General features: G+C 70.5%; 2 protein-coding genes. Both read right to left on the bottom strand.

The features are described from left to right. Nucleotides 1–379 precede the first annotated feature (379 nt). Nucleotides 380–991, bottom strand: coding sequence for a hypothetical protein (locus FPZ12_RS45345; protein ID WP_144762654.1), 612 nt, complete (start codon nucleotides 989–991; stop codon nucleotides 380–382). Then, on the bottom strand, nucleotides 978–1,808 hold the full coding sequence (locus tag FPZ12_RS45340) for a hypothetical protein (RefSeq protein WP_144762651.1): 831 nt from the start codon (nucleotides 1,806–1,808) through the stop codon (nucleotides 978–980). The genes FPZ12_RS45345 and FPZ12_RS45340 overlap by 14 nt, the downstream gene beginning before the upstream one ends. Between the last annotated feature and the right edge of the window lie 537 nt (nucleotides 1,809–2,345).

Raw genomic sequence — 2,345 nt, 5'->3', positions numbered from 1 at the left:
GGGTCGGAGGGTGCCGGGGTGCGGCCGGGGTGCGGGGTCGGCGGTGGTGGGGAGTCAGCGTGGCGCGGGGAGTCAGCGGTCGCGCGGGGCCAGCGGTCGCGCGGAATCAGCGGCGGCGCGGGGCCAGCGGTCGCGCGGAGCCAGCGGCGGCGCGAACCCGAGCCACCGTGCGAAGGCAGCCGTGGCGTGACCCCAACCATCGCGCGGAATCAGCCGTGGCGCGGGGTCGGCGATCGTGCGGAATCAGCCTGGCGCGGGCTCAGCGATCGTGCGAAGCCAGCAACAGCACGAACCCAGCAACCGCGCGAAACCAGCCGCAGCACGAACCCAACCACCGCGCGAAACCAGCAACAGCACGAACCCAGCAACCGCGCCGGAGTCAGCGATACAGCGGGGCGTCGGCCACAGGTGTTGCCGCGCCGAACAAATCGATCGCCGTGCGCAGGACTTCGCCGTACCGGCGCGCGCCGTCGACGTGTTCGACCTCGCCGTACGTGGGGCGGCGCGAGTCCTCCGCCGCGATCAGGCGGACCGCCTCGGTGAGCACGTCCACTGCCGCGACACGGGCCCAGCCCGGGGCGAGGCCGCCGTGGGTGCAGGCCGCGGCGAGCCGGTTCACCAGCTGCGGCCCCGGATCACCGCCGGACTTGATCCGCGCGTACATGGGCCGCGCCGTACCGCCGTGGGCGAGCAGCACAGCGCGGACGTTGCCCAGGAACATCAACGGCCAATGCCGCCAGCTCGCCACGTCTTCACTGTCGGGCTCGGGCATTCCCTCCAGCGTTCTGCCCGCGATTCCCTTCAGCACCAACGCGATCAACTCGTCGTCGGTGGGAACGACGCGGCGCAGTTCGGCCACGGTCAGGCGCAGCACCGCGGAAACGCCGAAGAACGTGCACGCGGCCAGCGACGAAGTCCGCGCCAACTCGACGGCGGCTTCGGTGACCTGGTCGACCGTGGCCCGCACGGCGGGCTGTTCAGGCGACACCATGCGCCGTCGCCACCCCCGCCGTCACCGGTTCGCTCACCAAAGCCAGTACCGACAACAACAACTCGCTGTCGCCCTTGGGCACCACGCGGATCAGCTCCGCCCACCCCGCGGGCCGAGTTCGGTCGGCAAGCGAGTGGATCAGCCGCGCGATCGGCGCGACGAGATCGCCACCGCTGGAAGTGAGGCGGCGCAACTGGATCGCGACGCGCTCGGTGAGGAGCCGGCGACGGTCGACGAGGCCGGCCAGCACGGTGGCCGCGGCCGGATGCTCCGGTTTGTCCAGTTCGCAGTCCAGGGTGCGGAAGAAATCGAAGCCCAGCCGCGCGTCGAAACCGTCGCCAGGACCGGCGCGGCGCCAGCCGATGGCGATCAGCCCGGTCAAGGATTCGGCCAATGCGGGGACACCCAGCCGGGTGGCGCAGGCGCTGACCGCGGCGCGAGCGGCGAGGTAATCCGACGGGCGCCGGCCCTCCGCCATGGCTTCGCTGATCGTCTCCAGCATCGCCACCGCGGCAGCCTCGCGATCGGCGTGCCTGCCCGCCGCGATCATCGCGAAATCCTCCAGCAGCGCGGGATCCCGCCCGTACCAGTAATCCGAGAACGCGTCGGTGATCGCGATCCGGCCAGGCCGCTCGTTCCGGACCCGCTTGAAGAAGCCCGTGGCCAGCGTTTCCGGGACCGTAGTGGCCAGCAGCCGTCCCCCGACGCGGAACAGGTCCTGCCAGGTCACGTCCTCACCCCAGGCGCCCGGCGTCAGCGTGCCCGTGGCGCGCGCCAGCACACGGTCGGCCAACCGGCCGGCATCGGTGCCCGGCATGACGATTCCCTCCCCCAATCCGCTCAGCGAAACACCTGGCCATGCTTCGCGAGTGGTCCCATGGTGCCCCGCCGGACGGGCCGGCGCAATGTTGCGCTGAGGCCCGCAGGCCCTGGTAGAAGCCTTGACGATCGTTCAAATTCCTGGGCAGTCGTCCAAAATTCGGCGAGGGTCTGGAATTCGGCGAACCCGCCGCCACCTCATTCTGTGCCATCCCACTGCGCCCCGCGGTGGCGATACTGTCCGTTTCTCGGCCGCGCCGTCGAATACCTTGTGCGGCAAGGGGTTCAGTTCCTCGATCTCGGCAATGTGCACGAGGTCGCTCAGGCGGGCGCTGCACGTGTTGGGTTGCATTGGGGCAGCGGGGTGCGTTGCGGGAGCAACGGACGCGCGTGGCCGCGCTGGGTGCACCCCTCCACCGCCCCGATCTGTGAGTGTTCGCGATCTTGTCACTGCGTCAAGGCGGGAAAGATGCCTTGACCCAGCGCCAAGATCGCAAGGGACGGCTGGGGATCGGGGCGGTGGAGGGGTGTGGTC

The organism is Amycolatopsis acidicola (assembly GCF_007713735.2).
Classification (GTDB): domain Bacteria; phylum Actinomycetota; class Actinomycetes; order Mycobacteriales; family Pseudonocardiaceae; genus Amycolatopsis_E; species Amycolatopsis_E acidicola.
This window is presented reverse-complemented; position numbering and strand designations above follow the sequence as displayed.